The organism is Methylophaga thalassica (assembly GCF_030159795.1).
GTDB classification, from domain to species: Bacteria; Pseudomonadota; Gammaproteobacteria; order Nitrosococcales; family Methylophagaceae; genus Methylophaga; species Methylophaga thalassica.
On the sequence record NZ_BSND01000004.1, the window covers coordinates 247317 to 266452 of the forward strand.

Annotated in this window: 16 protein-coding genes; 4 read left to right on the forward strand and 12 right to left on the reverse strand. The window is 42.4% G+C overall.

Going from position 1 to position 19136, the window contains the following annotated elements; genetic code table 11:
* Window positions 1-28: 28 nt before the first annotated feature.
* Window positions 29-3472 (reverse strand): acyl-[ACP]--phospholipid O-acyltransferase, encoded by a 3444-nt coding sequence (locus QQL60_RS06045; RefSeq protein WP_284722745.1) that lies wholly within the window; start codon window positions 3470-3472, stop codon window positions 29-31.
* Window positions 3473-4282: 810 nt separating this feature from the next.
* Between QQL60_RS06045 and QQL60_RS06050 the strand changes: the two genes are divergently transcribed.
* Complete coding sequence (locus QQL60_RS06050) at window positions 4283-5554, forward strand: cation:proton antiporter (RefSeq protein WP_284722746.1); 1272 nt, start codon at window positions 4283-4285, stop codon at window positions 5552-5554.
* Between the two features lie 54 nt (window positions 5555-5608).
* Here the strand turns inward: QQL60_RS06050 and QQL60_RS06055 are convergent, their stop codons facing one another.
* The gene (locus QQL60_RS06055; protein WP_007144979.1) at window positions 5609-6496 is read right to left on the reverse strand and encodes a LysR family transcriptional regulator; all 888 of its coding nucleotides are present in this window, start codon (window positions 6494-6496) and stop codon (window positions 5609-5611) included.
* Between the two features lie 101 nt (window positions 6497-6597).
* Here QQL60_RS06055 and QQL60_RS06060 point away from each other — a divergent pair, with 101 nt between their 5' ends.
* Window positions 6598-7527 carry a DMT family transporter gene (locus QQL60_RS06060; RefSeq protein ID WP_284722747.1) on the forward strand — a complete coding sequence of 310 codons (930 nt, stop codon included), beginning with the start codon at window positions 6598-6600 and terminating at the stop codon, window positions 7525-7527.
* Here QQL60_RS06060 and QQL60_RS06065 read toward each other — a convergent pair.
* The 5 genes from QQL60_RS06065 to QQL60_RS06085 all read right to left on the reverse strand — a co-directional run bounded on the left by QQL60_RS06065 (window position 7524) and on the right by QQL60_RS06085 (window position 10819).
* The gene (locus tag QQL60_RS06065; RefSeq protein ID WP_284722748.1) at window positions 7524-7835 is read right to left on the reverse strand and encodes a DUF3861 family protein; all 312 of its coding nucleotides are present in this window, start codon (window positions 7833-7835) and stop codon (window positions 7524-7526) included. The genes QQL60_RS06060 and QQL60_RS06065 overlap by 4 nt on opposite strands.
* A 195-nt stretch (window positions 7836-8030) precedes the next feature.
* Window positions 8031-8495, reverse strand: coding sequence for a DUF2059 domain-containing protein (locus QQL60_RS06070; protein ID WP_007144976.1), 465 nt, complete (start codon window positions 8493-8495; stop codon window positions 8031-8033).
* A gap of 35 nt (window positions 8496-8530) precedes the next feature.
* Entirely contained in the window at window positions 8531-9160 is a 630-nt protein-coding gene (locus QQL60_RS06075; protein WP_284722749.1) for an NUDIX hydrolase, read from the reverse strand.
* Window positions 9161-9211: 51 nt separating this feature from the next.
* Window positions 9212-10423, reverse strand: coding sequence for a hypothetical protein (locus QQL60_RS06080; RefSeq protein WP_273180536.1), 1212 nt, complete (start codon window positions 10421-10423; stop codon window positions 9212-9214).
* Window positions 10424-10819 (reverse strand): GFA family protein, encoded by a 396-nt coding sequence (locus QQL60_RS06085; protein WP_273180538.1) that lies wholly within the window; start codon window positions 10817-10819, stop codon window positions 10424-10426. It lies immediately after the preceding gene.
* Window positions 10820-11027: 208 nt separating this feature from the next.
* On the opposite strand from QQL60_RS06085, the gene QQL60_RS06090 reads away from it, so the two are divergent.
* Window positions 11028-12716, forward strand: a complete 1689-nt coding sequence (locus QQL60_RS06090; protein ID WP_284722750.1) for a glycoside hydrolase family 76 protein — start codon at window positions 11028-11030, stop codon at window positions 12714-12716.
* Window positions 12717-12823: 107 nt separating this feature from the next.
* On the opposite strand, the gene QQL60_RS06095 is transcribed toward QQL60_RS06090, so the two are convergent.
* The 5 genes from QQL60_RS06095 to QQL60_RS06115 all read right to left on the reverse strand — a co-directional run bounded on the left by QQL60_RS06095 (window position 12824) and on the right by QQL60_RS06115 (window position 17747).
* Window positions 12824-14473 (reverse strand): OpgD/OpgG family glucan biosynthesis protein, encoded by a 1650-nt coding sequence (locus tag QQL60_RS06095; protein WP_284722751.1) that lies wholly within the window; start codon window positions 14471-14473, stop codon window positions 12824-12826.
* 61 nt (window positions 14474-14534) lie between these two features.
* Window positions 14535-14930, reverse strand: coding sequence for a VOC family protein (locus QQL60_RS06100; protein ID WP_284722752.1), 396 nt, complete (start codon window positions 14928-14930; stop codon window positions 14535-14537).
* A gap of 77 nt (window positions 14931-15007) precedes the next feature.
* Complete coding sequence (locus QQL60_RS06105) at window positions 15008-15442, reverse strand: OsmC family peroxiredoxin (protein WP_007144969.1); 435 nt, start codon at window positions 15440-15442, stop codon at window positions 15008-15010.
* A gap of 123 nt (window positions 15443-15565) precedes the next feature.
* Window positions 15566-17212 (reverse strand): GGDEF domain-containing protein, encoded by a 1647-nt coding sequence (locus QQL60_RS06110; RefSeq protein WP_284722753.1) that lies wholly within the window; start codon window positions 17210-17212, stop codon window positions 15566-15568.
* 82 nt (window positions 17213-17294) lie between these two features.
* Window positions 17295-17747, reverse strand: a complete 453-nt coding sequence (locus QQL60_RS06115) for a DUF2127 domain-containing protein (RefSeq protein WP_284722754.1) — start codon at window positions 17745-17747, stop codon at window positions 17295-17297.
* A 119-nt stretch (window positions 17748-17866) separates the two neighbouring features.
* Between QQL60_RS06115 and QQL60_RS06120 the strand changes: the two genes are divergently transcribed.
* Complete coding sequence (locus QQL60_RS06120) at window positions 17867-18886, forward strand: TIGR03790 family protein (protein ID WP_284722899.1); 1020 nt, start codon at window positions 17867-17869, stop codon at window positions 18884-18886.
* The last annotated feature ends 250 nt before the right edge of the window (window positions 18887-19136 follow it).

Below are 19136 nucleotides of genomic sequence, written 5' to 3' on the forward strand. Positions count from 1 at the left end.
AAGCCAACACGGTTTCATTGTTCTAGACTCACTCAACAGCATCTGCAGCCAATTTTTTTGCTGCATTTAAATCAGTTTTGCCTGTACCCAGTTTGGGGATCTCCTCTACATAGAACAGTTTGCTGGGCTGCATTAACGGTGATAATTGTTCACTGATCGCCTGTTTTATCTCAGACTCCGCTTGTTCCTGGGTGTATAGCAACACGACTTTTTCACCTTTTTTATCATCGGCGACCGTGGTGGCTAGTATTTCCACCTCTTCGTTGATATATGACTTTAGTGCTGATTCGATGGCGCCAAGGCTAATCATTTCTCCACCGACCTTAGCGAAACGAGAATAACGATCCACAATCACCAGGAAACCATCTTCATCAAGATGCCCTTTATCACCAGTGTGATACCAACGTACGCCATCCTGCTCAGTAATCACTGCTTCAGTCTTTTCAGGATCATTAAGATAAGCCATCATCACTTGATTACCGCCAATCAGAATTAAACCATCTTCACCCGCTGCTAAATCTTCAAATGTATCAGGATTAACAATTCTGAAACGTGTACCAGGCAGAGGCATGCCGACGGTACCCAACTTACTGCCCACCTGTGTTGTTAGAGTATCAGGCGCCAGCTTATCTGGAATATTCACACTTGCCACGGGTGTAGTTTCCGTTGCACCGTAACCTTCGTAGATGGTTTTATTAAATTTAATTTTAAAGCTGTCACGCACATCTGGATTCAGTTTTTCGGCACCGGAGACAACAATACGTAAAGACTCCAACATTAACGGTTCCACTTTACGGTTACGCACATACATACGAAGAAATGTTGATGTACCACACAGAATCGTGCCACGGAAAGTCGCGATGCCTTTGGCAATATTTCTGACATCGGTTGGGTCCGGGTGACAAATCACTGGTAGTGACTCGACCAGTGGTAATAAGGTGGTCACGGTTAAGCCAAAAGCATGAAACAGCGGCAAAACAGACATAACCACATCATCACGTTCTGTATTAAGAACATCCGCTACCTGTTTGATATTACTGATAACATTTCGGTGCGACAGTAAGACACCTTTCGGCGACCCTTCACTGCCGGATGAAAATAGAATCACCGCAGGATCTTCTGCTTTTACCGCGGTCATATAACGCGCTTTGATAACTTCCAGCGGCATTAAACGGACAAAAATCATCATGCTGATGAAGTCACGCTTTTTAATATTCTGACGTAAATCTTCCATATAGAGCAGATTTTTCGCCTTATCTATAAGGCTCGCATCAAACCCTTTATTACTGAGTTTTTCCACAAATTTTCTGGAAGTAATAATCGTGTTGATATCGGCTTTTTCGATGGCTGCAGCCAGCGCCTCAGCAGATGCGGTAAAGTTGAGATTGACCAGCGTTTTTCCCTTCAACAAACTGGCAATATTGGCAATAACACCCGCACTGGAGCTTGGCATTAAAATGCCGATATTTTGGTGGCAGTCAGCAGGAATCTGTTTAGAAAATAAAATCGACGCACTCAGCATTCTGTGACCACTCATCGTAGAGCCTATGATGTCTGCGGCGGCCATTTCACTGCCCTGACGTTTTAAACCTTTGATAATGGCTTCAGGTAATGGCTCCAAGGTTTCGGTATAACTCGTCCATGCATCTACCGAAAGTTGTAAAACGGCTTGTTTGACCGCAAACCGATCTGAATTTATGGCGAGTGGTTCGCCAAAAGCCACAATTAAATCTGAAAAAGACTGTTTACTACGCAGTGTTTTTAAACGATCACTTGAGCGGGAAAAACGACTTCCCCATAAACCACGAAGATAAAAAGGCACAATTACCGCATTGGCGTCTGCTGCAGCGACTTCAAAGCCACGCTGAAACTCGCCCAAATGACCATTACGACTGATCGCACCTTCCGGGAATAAACACACGACTTCACCGTTATTTAAACTTTCCCGTACCGCATCAAGTGCTTGTTTACTGCCCCCTGTACCAACAGGAATAATATTAAAGAACTCAAAGATAAAACGCAGATACCAGCGTTCATATATCGATTTTGCCATGACAAAGCGAAGCGGACGTGGGCTTGCCATTTGTACAATCGCCCAGTCGATCCAGCTGATATGGTTACCCAGCATCAATACACCACCACTGGCGGGAATACGTTCCATATTGAGTACTGTCAGACGGTAACGTAATGAAAACACCAATGAGACAACAAGACGTGCCAGTGACTGAGGTAATTGCGTAATAGTGTAGACAGCACCAATTAGAGCCACCGCCAACAAAATGGCAAAAATGCCCAGACTGTTCATACCCGCATAAGCAGCTAGCATCGTCAGGATCAGAAATAACAACATGGCAATGTTTTGCACAAAGTTATTCCCTGCCAGGATACGGCCCATCTGACCCGCTTTGGCATGATATTGAATCAAAGCATTCAGTGGCACCAGATAAAGTCCACCAAATACCCCGAGTAAAAAGAAGTTAATGGCCTGTAAAAATGGCGTGATAGCAAAGCTGACAAAGGCGACTGTTAATGCAACCCCCATTGCACCCACTGGAATAAGCCCGGTTTCAATATAATTTGACGATACTTTACCGGCCATAAATGCCCCAATCACAATCCCGATACCGGCAAAAGCCATCGTGCCTTGAATAATAATGGTGTTGTCAATGCCAGCAATATCTTTAGCAAAAGCCGGAAAGGTAGCCAGCATAACCTGACATAAAGACCAGAACACAGCCAGACCAATCACCGATCGAAAGATCACCTGGTTACTGGACAACTCTTTCATAATAGTAATGGCGGAACGACCACTAAGATAAGCTTTAGTATCGAATTCATGCTCTTTTCTGATGCTAGATTTTTGCTCGAGCTTTAATGTCGCGAACCACTCTATTGTGGATAAAAGCACTAAAATCCAGCCCAGCGATGCAATCAACGGCAAAATATCCTGAGGCTGACGATAATAATGATTGCTCAATAAAGACTCGAAGCCAAAACTAAATGCCAGTGTCCCCAGCAAAATTGCTGTTGTCGTCACCGCCTGAATCACACCATTGCCTGAGGCAAGCTGTTTTACACCGACCAGTTCTTTTATATAGCCATACTTGGCTGGAGAATAAATCGCACTTTGAATAGACAATGCCAGTGTCATTAAAAAGGCAGCCCAGAACCAGCCTAGATAATAAAAAATCGTAATCAAAACAGTGGCAACGATGGCGGATAAGGCGCTGTATTGCATCACTTTATTTTTAGGATATTTATCAGAAAGAAACGATGATGGGGTCATCATCAGTATAAACGGTAACAGGATTAAGGCATTGACCAATGCTGAGAGCATGATTTGCACATCACCGTCATAGGTTTTAAAAATAGTGTTTTGTATCAGTATTTTATGCCCAAGATCGACAAAGGCATTCAAAAAAGCAATCAAACTGAATAACAAGAATCCCTTGATAGCAAATAGCGCTCGCATGCATAGTCCTTTTGGTGAATCATCAATGACAGGCAACACGATACAACAGCCATTTACTATTAGGGAAGTGCAGCAGTTAGATCCTGCCACTAGATAAACGATAGTTAGCTGAGAGAGTATCGTTTATCACTTTATTGAAAAACTGATTGAAAAAACACAAAGCGGCGGAGAAAAAATGACCGAACTCAAGACCTTTGTTTATCGTGATAAACGCCATATCTTTTTGTTATTAATTATCTGTTTTGCTGCCTGGGGCGTGGCTGCCCGCTAGTTAAAGTGTTCAGCAAAGTCTATGTCATGAGTCAGGAGAACCGGCTTTGGTCTTGTTTGCGTATCATGGCACCTACTTTTGTCTCGCCTTCCCCACTGGGTGTTTTTTAATTGTCGCCACCTATGGTTATTTTGATCTTAAAAGTCCGCGTAGATAAAACAAACCAACTCCGTTGCTAATACTAAATTAACCATTTTCATAGCGACCGTTAAAACTGACAAAATTAGTTTTTACAGGCCGATGGAATAGCATTAAACTTGTCGCGCTTGTCTGAACGATGGCTGAAATGTTCAAAGCAGAAGTAGTAAGGTCCCACATCTCGATTTGTCTATTAGCAAATTCCAATTTTGGCATCACTTCTGTGATAACAATGCTGTCTCACAGCGATCATATTTTGTGGCTATGTGATCGGGAACAAATTGCCTGACTTTAGCTCTACACACCATTGATTCAGTCAATATTTAAGTACTGTTCTCACAGTAGCGCTAATGCGTTTGCTCTGAAAACAGATCTTAAAATTTAAAAATTTGGAGCAACCCATGAACGCTTGGTATTTCCTCTGCTTTTTATCGGCGGTGTCGGTATTTATTGCTTTTGCTAATCAATATCTACTGAGGTTGCAAACGACTATTGCTATCACCACTGGCTCAGTAGCCATGTCACTTCTGTTGATGGCATTAATTAAATTTGGTGGTAATGATCTGGCTGCATCCATCAGCGAAGCGTTTCAGGGATTAAACTTTAACCTTTTGTTATTAAAAGGGATGTTAGGCTTTCTTCTATTTGCTGGCGCCCTGGAAATTGACTTACATCTGCTTCGTCAGCAACGCTGGGAAATCACCATCATGGCGTTGTTCTCCACCCTACTTTCTACCGTACTGATTGGTTATGCCAGTTTCTGGGTATTAGGTCTGTTAGGTTGGAACCTGCCACTAATTTATTGCATGTTATTCGGCGCATTAATCAGCCCGACCGATCCGATAGCCGTACTGGCGATTATCAAAAAGATGAACGCACCGGAAAAAATATCCGTGCAGGTAGAAGGTGAATCGCTGTTTAACGACGGTGTCGGTCTGGTCGTTTTTACCACTATCTTTGCTTTAGCGTTCTCAGGTGCTGAACCTACCTTTTCTGGGGTAGCAGAGCTGTTTTTGGTGGATGCGGTTGGCGGTATCGTATTTGGCGCTGTGCTGGCCTTTGTAGCTCACTGGTGTATCTGTCGTAGTAATGATTCCAGTATTGAACTGCTAATTACTTTATGTATTCCAAGTGCAGGTTATGCATTAGCCAATGTGATTGATGTCTCAGGACCTCTAGCCATGGTGGTGAGTGGTATTGTTATCGGCAATATCACCCGTACCGTCGGTTTCTCGGAACATAGTCAGTTTACCTTGTCACACTTCTGGCACACGGTAGATGCATTCCTAAATGCGCTTCTTTTTCTGTTAATCGGCCTGATGTTAGTAATTCTGCCAGTTAGCTGGACAGAAATCGGCCTGGGACTGGTGATGATTCCTTTGGTTCTTCTGGCCCGTTTTGCTAGCGTCGCTATACCTTATATTGGTTTTAAACGCTTCAGAACCTACGACGCACACGCTATTAAAATCCTGACTTGGGGAGGCTTGCGTGGCGGTCTGGCACTGGCCATGGCAGCCTCTATTCCAAAAGAAGTTTTATTTGTGAATGGTGTCGATTACCACACCCTCTTATTGATGATGACCTATGTTGTGGTGATTTTCTCAATCGTTGTTCAGGGTTCAACCATTGCACCACTGATTAAACGTAGTATTGAAGCTCAGAAATCAGCATAGAGAAATAAACGGCATGGCTAACATGTCATGTCGTTTTTTCTGACTGCAGCCATCTCATTTTTTCTGACACCATGCTTTCATATAATCAATAAATGCCCGGGCTTTGCTCGATAAATACATAGTGGGCAAATACATCGCATAGATATTTGCCCCCGGCGTTTCATACTCTTCTAGCACCGCTTCTAACTGTCCTGATGCGATAGCTTTATCGACGGTATAGGACGTCAACATAATGACCCCCATGCCACCAATAGCGGCTTCCAACATCGCATCGGTGTTATTGACATTAAACCGCCCTTTGACCTCAACCGTTTCTATTTCCGTGTTTTTTTCAAAAATCCAATGGTTATAAGTTGGATTGGGGGTATAAACAATGGCTTGATGCGCTGCCAAATCTGCCGGTACCTTTGGTTTGCCAAACTTCTGCCAATACGCGGGTGATGCACAAACAACGCGATGTGTTGTGCTAAGGAGTTTAGCCACATACAGTGGCGGCGGCTCTCGAGTTAAACGAATAGCAATATCGTAACCTTCATCGGCCAAATCAACCGTTCTGTCACTAACATCCATTTCAACAGACACTTCAGGATATTCATCTAGAAAACCTGGAATCGCTTCAGCCACCTGATGTGATCCAAAGGTAACCGGTGCTGTAATGCGTAATAAACCACGGGGCGTATCGTTTAAATACGTCACTGCCGCCTCAGCTTCATGAGCTACCGATATTACTTTACGGCAATGGTGATAAAAAATACGGCCTTCTTCAGTCAAACTTAACCGGCGTGTTGATCGGAATAACAGTCTTGCCCCAAGTTCTTTTTCCAATGCTGTAATTCTTTTGCTTACTACAGGTGTTGAAATACCTAGTTGTTTTGCTGCAGCAGTAAATCCACCTGCATCAATTACAGCGCCAAAGATCACCATATCATCCAGCGATTGCATAACCATTCCTAAATATTCAGAAACAATAATTTTCTAAAAACAGCAATTATAGATTTATAGGAAAAAGTTACAATAACACCACGGTAAAAAAGGATCGAGTGATGGATACAAAAAATATGAGCTGGGGGATTGTGATGCTGCTTGCTGCCACACTTTCATGGGGTGGAATGTTTCCTATCGCTAAGCCTGCTTTAGAGATTATTGATCCCTACTACATCACGCTGATTCGTTATGGAATTGCTGCTGTGCTTTTTGTCGTCATCTTATGGTGTGTTGAAGGCAAACAAGCATTTCGGCTTCATAACAGATTATTACCATTACTTTTTCTCGGTACATTAGGGTTTGCAGGATTCAATCTGCTGGCGTTTACCGGACTCACACACTCTAAACCAGAACATGGCGCCGTCATTATTGCCATGATGCCGATGATAACGGTTTTACTTAGCTGGTTTCTAAAAGGCCATAAACCCCATACGTTTACCTTAGTGACAATTATGGCTGCATTTCTAGGTGTGTTTTTGGTGATAACCAGTGGTCACCCACAACAAGCCTTTGCTGGGGGTAAGTTGGAATGGGATTTGTTATTCCTCAGCGGAGCTATCTGCTGGGTCGCTTACACGATGGGAGCAGAACGCTTCCCAGACTGGTCTCCGCTTCGTTACACCACCATTACCTGTGTATTGGGTGCCATTGCCATCGGTATCATCACGTTTGTACTAACCATGAATCATGATATTCATACACCCACCTTGGCAACACTTGGTGAGCTTCATTGGACAATCGCTTATTTGGTCATTATGGGGGCATTAATTGCCGTCTTAAGCTGGAATGCGGGCATTAAATTACTCGGTCCAGTAAATGGTGTTTTATTTATTAATTTTGTCCCTATTACCGCATTTACCATTGGGGTAATCAATGGTCGCTCATTTAGTCATGCAGAAATACTTGGAGCAGCCATCGTGATAACGGCATTAATTTCAAACAATCTGTTTTTACGCTACAGGCAACAAATGACACTCGTTAAGAGTTAGCCATATCGAGTTAGCATCTCCTGTTGATAAGACTGTTTGAGCAGATCCATGAAGTGTTTAAAAAATGGTTGAAAATCAGAAAATATGGCTTTGTTTTTGTTTTCAGCCATCGCATCACTGAGTAACTTCAAGCCCAGTGCAAATGACGCCGCAGACTCTGTAGTAAAGTCTCCCCGCTTTTGCAGGCATTCAGCCATCATCAATAACTCATCCTGACTATCGATATGAAATGACAGCGGTGAGGCAACATAGATATTTGTTTCTTGATTCGTCACAGATTGTAATGTGACCCTCATCGGCTTTTTCATTAGCAATGACTCCTCTTGGCCAAAATGGATAACGACGAGCCAGTTACAGTCAGCATTGAAGGCGTCTCATCGTTGCCAAAGAGTATTACTGATATAGAGTTAAAGCTGAGTTAATGAGCGTGTAAAACTATGCAAAGATATGACAATGAAATTCAACCCAGTCGCATACGCAGCTACCGGGTTGAATTATTAAACTTATTTTGCTTCTTTTTTAAGGCGTTCCGCTTCAGCTTTAATCATCGCCTCTAACTCACCGATATGAGCTTGTACTCGTTTAGCACCGATTTCACCGCCTTGGCGCATCAGCTGAGGCATCAATTTAATCGCTTTTTGCCCTGTTTTACTGCCATAAAAATCACGGATATCTTTTAACTCTTGTGCGGTAAACGCGTCGGCATAAATTCGAATAATGTCAGGCTTTAAGCTTTCATAACTCATATACTTTTTGAAAAACGTCAACATCACCGAACGAAATGGCGCCAATGATGGGTTATTGTTAATTTGCACATCCAGCATCTGTTCCATTGACTGCTCTAATGCTGACTTCATGCCGACCGCTTCCATCAGTTCAGCCGCTTCTTTTTCTGATGCCGTATCAGCGAGGGTTATCTGACTGGCAGCTAACAGTAATGCCAGAGCAAAAAATTGAATAAATTTCATTTCATCTCCATAGGGTATTAAAAGTAAATGTTGGTCTAATCAAATAAGGTAGGTCGATCAGGATTACACACAAACTCCCAAGCATGATGAATATCAGTGGCAATCACTCTACCTTTGGATAAGGGTGGCAAATCATCAATCGAAAAATAGCCCACATCAGCCGTTTCCATCCCAGCTTTTATTTCTTGCTCCGGCAGCGCTTCACATAAGAAAAAAAGCTTGTAAAAATCACGGATGTCCGGTGTATATTCACCTTTAGCTTTATGTCTGACTGCATATAAATGTGACGCTTTGACAATAATTCCGGCCTCTTCAAACACTTCTTTTTCGGTATTCTCAGCTGCCGATAGACCTAAATCAGCATAACCACCGGGTAAACTCCACAAACCGTCAATCTTTTCTTTCACTAGTAATACACGTTTATCTTTGAATACGACGCCTCTAACATCAATTTTTGGTGTAATGTAACCGCCATCATCGACATCAGGGCGAAATAAATTTTCAATCGCGGTTAAGGGTGTATTAGCTAATGAAGCCAACAGTTGCTGAGCTAGTGTTGAAATATCCTGATAGCGTTCAAGATCATATTCGTTATGACTAAATTCACGTCCTGTCTCTGCAATAGCATGTATGCGCTTTACCGCTTGCAGCCAAATGTTTTCCATTTTTTCTTCCTCGCATCATAAGAGTTTAACGTCGATACGACTCATTTCTTTTTAGCCACCAGAAGGTATACCAAAAACAAATACGCTAAAACACATTATCGAAATCAACGCAAAAAAACGACTTTGCCAGGTCTGTTTTTGCTGATGCGCAACAATAGAAGCCACCAGACTTTGCAGAAAATAAAATAATGCAAACGCACGAGAAGCATAAGCAATGATTTCATTCACATTGGTTGCCCAGGTAAGCATGATCGTGACAACCATAATAATCAGATAAACATATCGAATAGATAGCTTGTGCTGCACAATATCCTGCAGCAAACCACCGGCACCTGAGGTATCGGCAACCGCGGCGCTGAACTGACTACCCACAGCAGCAATAGAAATTAATATTGGCAAAACCACAGCAACAGGTAGCATGATGTTAGTGATAGCTGTCACATCGGCATCCAGTCCGGAGTGGAATAGCACGGTCGACAGACTGATAAACAACACATAAATCACGGCAGAGATAATTTGAGCCCTACGCATGGTTTGAATTCTTTCATCTGCTGAATGCTCATCTTGCAAATAACGTGAAGTTTCGAAGCCCTGAACCACGATCAATAAGCCCAGTAATACCCGAAAGTCATGCAGATTTATCTCTGAGGACATATCAGGTAACCGCCACTCGCCGCCCAGAAGTAAATGTATATTGTATGCACATAATGCAAACAGAAGCCCGACAATCATTCCCAGGTTTAGACTCACAGCATAGGTTTCGATTTTCTCCAACTCGTCTAACCCACGCCACATGCCAATACCGCCAATCGCTACTAACAGAGCCGTGGTAATGATATTGGCATAAACATCACCACTTACACCAACAGCATTTAATACAAAAGCAGCAAGCAACTGTAAATAATAAGTCACGGAAATAAAGTAGGCGACAGCCAGTACAATTCTCGACAAAAAAGCAACGTTTTGTGCGGTTCCCTGCTGATGTTCTATCGGTTCAAAGTGACGAATATTAAAACGAATAGCATGTCCAACGGCACAAGCTATAAGCAATAATGCCACAATACATAAGACAGCATAGTTGCCTACCGTATTTGCCAGTAGTGGTGCGCTAATAAGGAAACCACTCCCCATGATGGATGCCAGCGGCGTGACTGTTGCTTTCCATGATGAGGACTGCTTTAAGCGTTTAGAAAAAGCCAGATAAGCTGCTACAGCTAAGGCAATAACAATAATGACAGTATTCAAAACTACTGAAGACTGCATTTATGGGCGTTCAGCAAACTGAGGGACGTCATCACAAATTTGATGCCAAGATGCTTTTGAACTCACAAAGATATGGGCTTGTGGTTTGATATCGACTGCCGTATCGAGTGTGCCTAAACGTAACCGTATAATTTCAGGCATGGTGCTACGTTTACTATAAAGCTGTGAACCACAGAGCTGACAAAACACCCGGAAAACACCCGGTGAAGATTCATATTCGGCTATCGCCTTTTCGCCAGTGTTAAGGTGAAACTTGTTACTCTCTACAGCCGCATTAATCGCATAAGCAGAGCCACTGGCTTTTCGACAATTTTGGCAATGACAGATCATCGTGGGTCCGAGTTCACTATCAATCTCATACTGAACAGACTGACACAAACAACTGCCTTTCAACATACCTACCTCATAACAAATGTGAATAATGGCAACTATAATTTCACGTTAACCATGAATGACTGTGGTCATTCTGGAGAAAGCTTACACGATCATCCCCTTTTTCTGAATGCGCGATTTTCAATAATTCTTAATTGGTATGGATATATTTCGTATTTCATTACTCCAACACACAATCCTTCTTACTTTATGGTTTCAAAAGGAGATATGTATGATGAGATTGATTGTCACCTTATGTGTGACTGTTTTGTTTATGCCTCTGGTGCAAGCCGATGTCGCAGAAACACAGTTAGAGAACGAGGCATTACAGATAGATCATCAAACCTTCAGGCAAGAAGTGGTTCGTTATGTGCGTAGCATAGCCATCAAAAATGAAGATAATTCAACCAAAACAGCACTCACTCAATTAGAAAAAGAATGGAATAACCATTATCAGCAAACGCATTGGCGTGTTCACATTGTCAGTTATCACGAAGGTAACGTGTTTGGTGAAGGCAGTGCATCGGGAGTCTCACTGACAGAAGCACTGCAGCAAGCCACACAAGCATCGTTATCCAATACGGTTATCACGTCTAAAACCGATCTGAATGACTATTATTTCAAAGTGAGTTTCGACTATCACCCAGATCACGTTTATGCCATGGTAAATAATGAAGACAACGCTTATGAGATCCAGGGTGATCGTGTCATCGTTCGTCATGTAGATAGAGAACGCATTGAGAATCAAATAAAGCAAAGTAAAGCGTATTTATTACGTGCAATCAATAATGACTATTCCGGTATCTTCAAGTTTTATGACGCCGAGCATGATACATCTGAGAAACTGCTGCGAACCACCTACTCAGCGACAACGTTAAATACCTTAATACGTCTAAATCAACACCAGAAAGATATCGAATTGCAATCCTACTTTGAAGGCATGGCACAGTTTCTACTCGACAGACAGTTAACATCCGGCCCCAATGCAGGGGGATTTGATTATGGTGTCGATCCTGAAACTAATGAAGAAACCTGTCGTATTGTTGTTGGTACCACATCTAAAACGATCTTCACCCTGTTGTTGCTCCACAATATGACACCTGATGAAGAGAAATACCTGCAATCCGCGCAATCGGCTGGCAATTGGCTACTAAAGATGATCAATGATGACGGCACTGTGACACCGGTTGCTCAATGCGAAGATGATAAGTGGAGCTACAACAACAAACAGTCCATTCTTTATTCCGGTCAGGTGGTATCTGCCCTCTCTCGTCTCTACGCCATAACTAAGGACCAACGCTATTTAGAGGGTGCCAAACAAGTGGCCAGCCAGTTAATTCGTGAGGTCGGCCTGCATGGCGCACTGGTCGGCGATGAATATCGTCCGGCTAATTCCATATCATCCAGTTGGATAATGATGGCTTTAATCGATCTGGCTAAAGTTGATCCCACGCCCGTTTACATAAAAACTATTTTACAAATTGGCGACGTACTATTACAGCGACAGATCAACCAGCCTGACGATGCCTATAATCATGGTCGCTACCTCGATGCCATGACAACCAGCGGTAATGGCTGGATCAATGAAGTCATGGGAGAAATGGTACCTTTCTGTGAACAACAGAAATTAGGTGACTGTGATCAGTATCGTGATGCTATGCGTAAATCCAGTCGCTGGTTATTACAAAACACCTATAACGAAAACAATACCTACAATATTACTAATCCCAAACAGGCTATAGGTGGTTTTATCAATAACTTCAGTAGCCAGAAAGTAAGAACGGACGCCGTTTGCCATGGCTTAAACGGCTTATTAAGTATGTTGGACAACGAGCCTGATGATAAAGATGTTTTTATCGGTTTACCTGAACGTCCACTAACAGAACTGTTACCGTTATTACGCGCTGGTGAATATAATTAATGGGCCAATAGCCTGCGCAGGTCAATCAAATACTGGCCGCCTTTATATAACTATCCCACTATGTCACACATAAAAAAAGCAGATGTTAAACATCTGCTTTTTTATTGTTAAGGATTATGTAAATCCCGCTCATTTTGCGGTGGCGGAGTCCATTGATAAATCCAGGTTTCCGTTAGAGGCTGACCTCCGGCTTCAAGGTAAACTCGCAGATTGATGGGATCTGTACTGTTATCGGGTGGCACCACATCAAACATGGCCCGGTATCCATCAATTGCATGCTGAGGCCGAGCTGAGGTAATTTCCACTTTACCCGCAGAAGTCGTAATGACAGGTTTCACTTGGGCATCATCAGCTAACATTGGCAAACTGCCACCGGCAAAATCGATGACAAATCGTTTACTGTAATACTCACGATGTTGACCTATTACGCCACCAATGCCGGTAAACGTATCTACCACTTTGGCACGTTCAGGTTCAACTGGCGGCACACCACCCCAATACATTTTATAGCTATAAAGTAATTCTTCACCTGGTTTCACCGGTTTGTCTGGGTTCCAGAAAGCCACAATATTATCGAAGGTTTCATCCAGAGTCGGGATCTCAACTAACTGCACTGAACCTTTCCCCCAATTGCCTTCCGGCTCAATCCATAGACTGGGTCTGCGGTCATAAAACACCCCATCATCCTGATAGTGATCAAATTTGCGATCACGTTGCATCAGGCCAAATCCTTTTGGATTATTGTCGGCATAGGCATTAAATCTCAGATTACGTGGATTTGTCAGCGGACGCCAAATCCACTCGCCATTGCCCATATGAATGGATAAGCCATCGGAGTCATGAATTTCAGGTCGCCAGTCCCAGTCAGTACGTTTATCGTTCTCACCGATCATGTACATACTGGTTAACGGTGCGATACCTAAACGTTCAATTGCTTTACGCGGATAAAGCGCGGCATCCACTTTCACCTTCAGCCGATCACCTGGTTGAATATCAAAACGATAGGCCCCTGTCACACTTTCAGAATCCAGAAGTGCGTAGACAGTGGTGATATCACTGCCCGGCTTTGGCTGCTCCAACCAAAAATGGGTAAACATCGGAAATTCTTCAGGTCGAGGCATCGCCGTATCCACCGCCAGTCCACGTGCAGATAAACCGTACTGCATTTCTTTACCCACGGCACGAAAGTAGCTGGCCCCCAGAAAAGCAATCACGTCCCGTTTCCAGTCAGTATGAAATTGCATTCTAAATCCGGCGTAACCTAAGTCTTCAGGTAATTTCTTACCATCAATCCCTGTTTTGCCATAATCAAACATTTTAGATGAGTACTCAATCGGCGTTGTTTTGCCATCTTTTAGTTCTGAGATATGTACTGGCGTATCAAAATACAGACCTAAATGAAAAAGCTCCGCACGAAACTCACTATCATCATTTCGCCAAAGTGCCTTATCTTTTTTAAACTGTAATTGCTGATAATCATCCCAGCTCATACCTTTAATGCTTTTGGGTAACTCGCCTTTGTGGCTGATATAGGCTTTTTCAGATAATGCTCTGGCATAGCCTTTTAACCAGGCATAGCTGAATTTCTCACCTGCCGGTGGCGACACAGGATCAGTAATGGCATAACTGAGCTGACTGGTGGCCAGGCCGATAGCGAATGCACAACCAATAGCAATATGCCTTAGCAAGCTAGATGATGTACTGACATGACTCAAACTAGGTTTATCATTTTTCTTAAGGATTAGGTTCAATTCCATAAACTCACTCTGATTAAAATACTTGCTGACAAACATGCAAATTGATTGCTGTTGACTATTTTTACCGAGCCGAAGGCTCTATATAGTTAGATAATTCAATAAGGTTGCCATCTGGATCATAAAGATAAACAGATTCAATAGCGCCCTGAGCACCTGTCCTCATCACCGGACCATCAATAATTTTTACCTGTTTATGATTAAGTTCAGCAATAACACTGGTTAAGGGTGTTTCTACGATGAAACATAAGTCAGCACTTCCAGTCCTGACATATTGTGCTTTGGGTTCGAACTCTTTACCACGCTCATGCAGATTAATTTTTTGACTACCAAATAATAACGCAACACGATTCTCTGCAAAGACGATTTTTTCCATTCCTAAAATATGACAATAGAAATCAATCGTGTCGTTAATCGAGTTAACCGTTAAAACAAGGTGGTCCAGTGACTTAATATGCATAATTGGTATCCATAAAAATGGCCTCACATAATCAAATACTATTTATTATGTGAGGCCAATAGTTCTATTGAACGCTTTTATGCGGCGTTGAGCGTATATTCCAACTCGATATCGGCATTAAATAACTTACTAACAGGGCAACCTAATTTAGTTTCATGAGCTATACGATCAAATTCTTTTTCATCGATACCTTTCACCTTCGCGGTAAGAGATAATTTTGATCGGCTAATACGAAAGCCATCACCGTCTTCATCGAGAAAGATAGATACGTCGGTTTTTAAATCACCGTCTTTGTAGCCTTCTCCTTCCAATGCAAAAGAGAGCGCCATGGTAAAGCAGGCCGCATGGGCTGCTGCAAGGAGTTCTTCAGGATTGGTGCCTTTGCCACCCTCAAATCGACTAGTAAAACCATAAGGATGATCCTTGAGTGCCGGCGTTTCAGTGCTGACGCTGGCTTCTCCTTTTTTGCCGAGGCTTTTATAGATGGCCGAACCAGTCTTCACAATACTCATACTGTCTCCTTTTTGAGTTCAAAAAATAAGGATTAACCTTAACGATATTCAAACGACTTCACGTTGTCTTAATTGAATATCTGTATTAGTTGACAGTCATACTGCTGTGAATAGTTCCTGAATTTACTTTCTTTCGATCTGACAATTATTTCGACCCTGCCCTTTCGCTTCATACAAAGCTTTATCGGCACGGGTAAAAACATCCTCAATGGTGTCGCCTTTTTCAAAGGTCGCTAAACCGGCGGATGTTGTTATCGGAACAGAGATACCATTGTGTTGGAATTGCGTGTTTTCGATTGTCTGACGAATTTTATTCGCCATCTCCAACCCTTGCTCTAAATTAATTTCGGGAAACAAACCAACAAATTCTTCCCCCCCAAAGCGCGCAATAAAATCAGCCTGGCGTGTGGAATCTTTAAAAATGCGAGCAATGGTTTTTAGAACTACATCACCGGCACTATGGCCAAATTTGTCATTTACCGCTTTAAAGTAGTCAACATCCCACACCACCATGGTTAAGGGTTTTTGGTAGCGAGCCCAGCGGCTATATTCCGTCTGTAACACTTCAGTTAAAGCCTGACGGTTCCATATTCCGGTTAAGGGATCTTTCATTGCCAACGCGCGGGCTTTGCTGGTAGCCAGTCGTAGTTCGTTAGCTTCAGACTCCATTTCATGCAGACGCTGTGTTAACGCTTCAATCTGCTTTTGAGACTCTGCAAAGCGGGTATTATCGGCTTGCTGATAATTAGTAATCTGCTCATTGAGATGATCCAGACGTTCACTAAGAACAGACTTTATTTCGACAAAATCAGCCGCACCTTCCACATCCGTCCTTAACTCAACCATGGTCTGCTCAACATCACCGGCCAATTTGTGCCTTTGCTCAAAAGCAGAGAGGTCTTGCTTAACCACTTCATACAGATATTTATCCAGCGAGGTAATTTTCTTTGTTAAGTCTCGCAGAAATTTTTCATATTCTTTTTTTTCTGCCATGGCAGATGAGCTGAGCTCACTGACCAGATCCGCTATGGAAGATATGGTTTCAGGCACATCTTCCGTTTTGAGGCCATCATGTATTTTTAATCTTAATTGTGACGCTTTTGAACTCAACTCTGTCGGTAGTGATAGCCTCTCCAGTAATACGCTCAGTAATATCTGTGGAGTAAAGTCATCTTTTCGTGATTCATGAATAAAATCTGGCTTATCGTCATCATTGCTTTCCTGCTCTGATAAGTCAGTCTCTACAACAGTGTAAGAGGACTTTGTCTGTTTCAGCGGTAAAAACTGTGAAAAAAAACCATTCCGGTCTTTTGCTTTTTTTGCTGAAAAACTTTCTTCGATTAGATGGGCGATTTCATCAAGAATCTCTGATAATTGTTTATCAGAACTTTTTTCAGCACGTTTGCGGAGTTTATCAAACTGTTTTTTTTGCGTTTTCGGCCAACTGATTTTATCGATCAACGCTATAAGCAGTTGAGCAATATCCGATTTAGATGCTTTTTTGGCATCCATCGCCGTGATTGCAGATTCAATCTCCGCAAGAATTTTTTCCACCTCTGCTTTATCGGTGACAGAGGCACGAAGATTTTTTCTAAGTGCATCAAGGTGCGGATCAAGACAACCATCAATGCCATTGGCAGCCAATGCTAAACGGGAAAGACCACGTTCCAATAACTGTTCGTATAACTTTTGCTGCTCAAGTTCATGGCTAAGTTCGATGAATTGCTCACGCCACTTTTCCGCTGTCTTGGGACTAGACTTATCACTCATCAAAAAGACCTTTACCTAATTTGTAGGCTATTTACCCATACTAATCACAGCTTAACTTGTACACAAGCATAATAATATTACTTTATGTTCTGGCTTTGTTTAGAACAGTGGCTAGATATATGACAACCAAGGTATTGATCATCAATAACAGTGAGCTTAATAAAGTAACTTTTTGGTAGAGTTCGTAAAGCTCAAAAGGTAAATATACAACACTGCTGACTAAAGCCAGCCACTCCGTCCAGCGATACTGATGCCATAAACCATAAGCTTCAACAAAGCGGATAACACTATAAAGCAACGCTGCGATTGTCACTATAATCAATTTCGTATTGTTTATATCCGCCAGTGCCTGTAACAGATGACCCGGATAATAACTGGCTGGGTTAAGATGAAGATGATCAATAAGCTTTTCAGCCAATTGCTGAAGATTTTGGCCCATTAACTCATGTAGTCCGAGGCTTATCAATAAGGCTATCGTCCCCTTTGATGCCTCCATTATCGCTATTAAACGTAAGCCAGCTGGTGACCTATTCATTCATTTTCCTTTCATTGATTTAGGCTTTTTACTTGCTTAGACTAACTACTCACCGCAATGAGTAATGTCACTTGTCATCAATATTAAAACTTCTCTTTCTTACAGTTTCAGTTTTTGTGATGGTTCTACCCTGTTCTGCTGACCAGGTAAAACAACTCACAGGGAAAAATGTGCTTGTTTTATTCAAACAACATGATTCTCTGTCGAAAAAGATTGCTGATTATTATCTCCAAAAGCGTGCTGTACCGAAGTCACAACTTGTCGGCATAAAACTAAGCACAGCAAACAATAGCACGATAAGTCCCAGCCAATTCGCCGATATTCAACAACAAATTAAACCGTATTTAACTGACCAGATAAAAGTGTTACTGCTGACCTGGCATGCTCCGTATCGTGTTGGCTGTATGTCTATCACCAGTGCATTTAGCTTAGGCTTTGACGAAAAATATTGCAGTCACAATAAAAGCCACATATCAGGTTGCCATATGACAGCTAACAGTCCTTTTTTTAATGCAAAGTCTCATCAACTGTGGCAAAGCGATACCATTCGATTGACTATGATGTTGAGTGGTCGTCGATTTGACGAAGTTAAAGAACTGATCGACAGAGGGGTGAAAGCTGACAATAGCCAGCCACATGGAGATGCCTATTTAGTTCGAACTCAGGATGTTCAACGAAGCACGCGCTGGCGGATGTTCAAGAAAATTGCTGATATCTGGCCAGAACAAAACGGGTTACAAATTCATTATGTTGATGATCATCTTCGATCACAGGGCACCAGTATTAAGAATAAAAACAATATTTTGTTTTATCTGACCGGCTACACACAGGTACCTGATATCAAAAGCAATCATTATCTCCCGGGCGCTATTGCTGATCATCTTACTTCTACCGGCGGGGCTGGCATTAGCAGTCAAGGTCAGATGAAAGCCTTTCGCTGGCTTGAGGCAGGAGCGACAGGGAGCTATGGCACTGTTATTGAACCTTGCAACTACCCACAAAAATTTCCTAATGCACAAATTCTCATCCCGAGCTATGTTGGTGGTGATAGCTTAGTAGAAGCCTATTGGAAATCCGTTCAGCAACCTGGAGAAGGCCTTTTTATCGGTGAACCTCTTGCCTGTCCGTGGTGTCATTAAACTCACAGTCAATGATTAATAAGGACAAGAGGTTTTCAAAATCGATTTGATAGCCTAGAATTCAACTCATGAACTCACAAACAACCTTTGCTTCAAATCAAATTCGGCAATATCTGCCTCTGGTAGATAGCGTTGTTATGTTTTGGTGGTTTGCTTATGGCTATTTTTTTAGCCAGAAGCCGGCTCACCTATAGTACTTAATTAATAGTTCAAGGTAGTCCGGCATTCGCTGACTACCATAAGAACCCCG

Coding starts and splice junctions, on each gene's coding strand:
- QQL60_RS06045 (WP_284722745.1), bottom strand. CDS start 3,472: ATGCGAGCGCTATTTGCTATCAAGGGATTCTTGTTATTCAGTTTGATT.
- QQL60_RS06050 (WP_284722746.1), top strand. CDS start 4,283: ATGAACGCTTGGTATTTCCTCTGCTTTTTATCGGCGGTGTCGGTATTT.
- QQL60_RS06055 (WP_007144979.1), bottom strand. CDS start 6,496: ATGCAATCGCTGGATGATATGGTGATCTTTGGCGCTGTAATTGATGCA.
- QQL60_RS06060 (WP_284722747.1), top strand. CDS start 6,598: ATGGATACAAAAAATATGAGCTGGGGGATTGTGATGCTGCTTGCTGCC.
- QQL60_RS06065 (WP_284722748.1), bottom strand. CDS start 7,835: ATGAAAAAGCCGATGAGGGTCACATTACAATCTGTGACGAATCAAGAA.
- QQL60_RS06070 (WP_007144976.1), bottom strand. CDS start 8,495: ATGAAATTTATTCAATTTTTTGCTCTGGCATTACTGTTAGCTGCCAGT.
- QQL60_RS06075 (WP_284722749.1), bottom strand. CDS start 9,160: ATGGAAAACATTTGGCTGCAAGCGGTAAAGCGCATACATGCTATTGCA.
- QQL60_RS06080 (WP_273180536.1), bottom strand. CDS start 10,423: ATGCAGTCTTCAGTAGTTTTGAATACTGTCATTATTGTTATTGCCTTA.
- QQL60_RS06085 (WP_273180538.1), bottom strand. CDS start 10,819: ATGTTGAAAGGCAGTTGTTTGTGTCAGTCTGTTCAGTATGAGATTGAT.
- QQL60_RS06090 (WP_284722750.1), top strand. CDS start 11,028: ATGATGAGATTGATTGTCACCTTATGTGTGACTGTTTTGTTTATGCCT.
- QQL60_RS06095 (WP_284722751.1), bottom strand. CDS start 14,473: ATGGAATTGAACCTAATCCTTAAGAAAAATGATAAACCTAGTTTGAGT.
- QQL60_RS06100 (WP_284722752.1), bottom strand. CDS start 14,930: ATGCATATTAAGTCACTGGACCACCTTGTTTTAACGGTTAACTCGATT.
- QQL60_RS06105 (WP_007144969.1), bottom strand. CDS start 15,442: ATGAGTATTGTGAAGACTGGTTCGGCCATCTATAAAAGCCTCGGCAAA.
- QQL60_RS06110 (WP_284722753.1), bottom strand. CDS start 17,212: ATGAGTGATAAGTCTAGTCCCAAGACAGCGGAAAAGTGGCGTGAGCAA.
- QQL60_RS06115 (WP_284722754.1), bottom strand. CDS start 17,747: ATGAATAGGTCACCAGCTGGCTTACGTTTAATAGCGATAATGGAGGCA.
- QQL60_RS06120 (WP_284722899.1), top strand. CDS start 17,867: ATGGTTCTACCCTGTTCTGCTGACCAGGTAAAACAACTCACAGGGAAA.